The 2,578-nt window shown below is 33.2% G+C and carries 6 protein-coding genes; all 6 read left to right on the top strand.

Annotated elements, in window-relative coordinates; genetic code table 11:
- Window positions 1–307, top strand: a 307-nt coding sequence (locus HG1285_RS04825) for a TlpA disulfide reductase family protein (protein ID WP_008288545.1), incomplete at its 5' end; no start/stop codon positions are given.
- A 2-nt stretch (window positions 308–309) separates the two neighbouring features.
- The gene (locus tag HG1285_RS17765; protein ID WP_032496895.1) at window positions 310–534 is read left to right on the top strand and encodes a DUF4266 domain-containing protein; all 225 of its coding nucleotides are present in this window, start codon (window positions 310–312) and stop codon (window positions 532–534) included.
- Window positions 525–1,406 (top strand): DUF3570 domain-containing protein, encoded by an 882-nt coding sequence (locus HG1285_RS04830; RefSeq protein ID WP_032496893.1) that lies wholly within the window; start codon window positions 525–527, stop codon window positions 1,404–1,406. Before HG1285_RS17765 ends, HG1285_RS04830 begins: the two co-directional genes overlap by 10 nt.
- A gap of 44 nt (window positions 1,407–1,450) precedes the next feature.
- Window positions 1,451–1,654 carry a hypothetical protein gene (locus HG1285_RS19525; RefSeq protein ID WP_008288543.1) on the top strand — a complete coding sequence of 68 codons (204 nt, stop codon included), beginning with the start codon at window positions 1,451–1,453 and terminating at the stop codon, window positions 1,652–1,654.
- Between the two features lie 17 nt (window positions 1,655–1,671).
- Window positions 1,672–2,145 (top strand): ferredoxin-thioredoxin reductase catalytic domain-containing protein, encoded by a 474-nt coding sequence (locus HG1285_RS04835; protein ID WP_008288542.1) that lies wholly within the window; start codon window positions 1,672–1,674, stop codon window positions 2,143–2,145.
- An 11-nt stretch (window positions 2,146–2,156) separates the two neighbouring features.
- On the top strand, window positions 2,157–2,578 hold a 422-nt coding region (locus HG1285_RS04840; protein ID WP_008288541.1), incomplete at its 3' end, for an FAD:protein FMN transferase.

Raw genomic sequence — 2,578 nt, 5'->3', positions numbered from 1 at the left:
GTTTTATAAACTTCAAAAAGAGCTTCAGGGTAAGGATTTCATAATTGTTGCAGTAAGTGTAGATAACAATAAAGAAAAAGCTGTTAAGTTTTTAAAAGAAGTTGAAAAAAGAACAGGAATAAAAACTCCATTTGTAGTTCTATGGGATGAAAAAAAAGGTCTCGCAAAGATTTACAGACCAAGAGGAATGCCGTCTTCATATCTAATAGATAAAAATGGAAAGTTAAAAAAGATATTTATAGGAAGTTTTACATCAGAAAATATTGGAATGCTCAAATCTGCAATAAAAAATGCTTTAGGGGAGTAAAAATGAAAAGGTTAATATTTGCTTTAATCGGAACTTCTATATTTTTGACCTCTTGCAGTGAGAAACTTATTAGGGTTATGCCATATGAAAGAGAATACTTTGCCCAGCAAAAAATGCAGTTTGACCCTATATCTTCAAGAGCAGAACAGGAAGGACACGTATTTCTTATAAGGGAAGCCTCAGCAGGAGGTGAAAGTTCTTTCCAAGGAGGATGCGGATGCAGATAAAAAAATTTATTGCAGGCTTATTAGTATTTGTACCATTTGCAAAGGGATTTGCCTCCGGAGCTAAAGATGAAGTTGGAATTGGGTTTAACACATATTTTGACAATGGAGATGTACAGGTATATTCTCCAACATTTGAATTTTTGAAAAAACTTACACAAAAAATACTAGTAGGTATAAAGGCAAGAATTGATGCCATCTCTGCAGCCAGTATAAGAAATGGAGGAAGACCTACACAGGCTGATGCTGTTACAGGAGCATCTGGAAAAGAAGGATTTGATGATACAAGATATGCAGGTTCCATATTTGGAAGTTATGATGATGGAGAAAACTCTATTACAATTGGTGGATATTACTCAACTGAAATTGACTATGAAGGACGCTCTATTTTTGCAAATTTAGTAAAACAATTCAATGAGCAAAACACAGCTTTAGGTATAGGATTTTCTCAATCTTTTGATAAATGGAAACCTGTTTTTAAAAGAAACCTACCTAAAGATTATAGAAGGGAACGTAAGATAGACCTGTCTTTAACCCAGCTTTTATCTCCAACTGCTATGGTTCAGTTTATCTATACAGACCTTTACTCTGAAGGATTTTTATCATCTCCTTACCATTACATAATACTGGACAATATTGCCAAATTTGAAAAGTACCCTGATACAAGAAAAGGACAGGCATTTACATTTAAAGTTGTTAAACTTTTAACAGAAAAATTAGCCACAAACCTTTCTTATAGATATTATAAAGACGACTGGGATATAAAATCCCATACATTTAACGTGGAACTTCTAAGAGATATGACAGAGAACTTAACAATGGGAATTAGATATAGATACTACACCCAGACAAAAGCTAAGTTTCCAAACCTATAACCCAGTACACATTAAATGACAAATACTATGCTGTAGATTACAGAATGTCAAAATTCTCTTCAAACACGGTAGGACTTTCATTCATTTACAAACCAAAAGGAAAATTCCTTATAAACTGGGATAGGGTTAAATTTGAAGGAAGTGCAGATTATTACTTTACATCAAGTAATGAATACATTAAAAATTGGTACGGCAAAAATAATTTACAGGCAATATTTACTTCATTCTTAATGAAGTATGAATTTTAAAAAAGGAGGTGTTTGTTATGATTACAATCACTTTAGATAAACTAAAAAATTATGCAGAAAATTATGCAAAAAAGTCAGGCACAGTTTTAAATCCTGACTTGGAAGCCCGTGAATCAGTATTAAACGGTCTTGCAAAACATAAAGAAGAACTTGGGAAACCACTTTGTCCATGTAATTTTTACCCAGATAAAAAGGAAGAAGTAAAAAGAAGAAAATGGATATGCCCCTGTGATGAGATGCAGATTTTTAAATACTGCCACTGTTTATTATTTACCACCGAAGAAGGGCTTCCTATAACAGAATATTTACCTGAGTGGCATGAAGGAAGACAGATTTATGGTCTTGTAAAAGACCCTTCCCCTGATAAGGGAAGGGCAATGGCTAAATATGAGAAAATATACCAGAATTTAAAGGAGCATGCCGAGGAATATAATGTTAGGGTATTGGAAGAAGATATAAAGTCATGGGCAGAAAAGGTTTCTAAAAAATAGGAGGTTTCTCTATGTTTACTTTTTTAAAAAAGATAAACGAAGTTAGAGATAAAGTCATGTCCACTGAAATTTTAATAAAAGCAAAAGCTGATAAAAAATTACTTGAAGAGTGTCTGGAAATTGCAAAAGATTTTGAAGAAAAACTGTCAGCATATAAGGAAACATCTTATATATCTCAGATAAATAAGATGGCTGGGCAGGAACCGGTTCACTGCCCACCTTTAGTAATAGATATCATAAAACAGGCTTTAGATGTAGCTGAAGAAACAGACGGCTTATATGACCCAACAATTGGGGTCTTAACACAAAGAACTTATGGATTTGGTACTGGAAGGGAAAGAATACCAAGAGAAGAAGAGCTAAAGGTAAAAAAAGAGCTTGTAAATTATAAAAACGTTGAAGTTTATACTACAAGCGTGTTTCTTACCAAAAA

This window comes from Hydrogenivirga sp. 128-5-R1-1, assembly GCF_000171895.1.
The sequence above is the reverse complement of the archived record's forward strand: the minus strand, read 5'-3'. Positions and strand labels throughout refer to the sequence as shown.

Bases quoted from the DNA above. Each gene is read 5' to 3' on its own strand.
- HG1285_RS17765 (WP_032496895.1), top strand. From the start codon at position 310: ATGAAAAGGTTAATATTTGCTTTAATCGGAACTTCTATATTTTTGACC.
- HG1285_RS04830 (WP_032496893.1), top strand. From the start codon at position 525: ATGCAGATAAAAAAATTTATTGCAGGCTTATTAGTATTTGTACCATTT.
- HG1285_RS19525 (WP_008288543.1), top strand. From the start codon at position 1,451: ATGTCAAAATTCTCTTCAAACACGGTAGGACTTTCATTCATTTACAAA.
- HG1285_RS04835 (WP_008288542.1), top strand. From the start codon at position 1,672: ATGATTACAATCACTTTAGATAAACTAAAAAATTATGCAGAAAATTAT.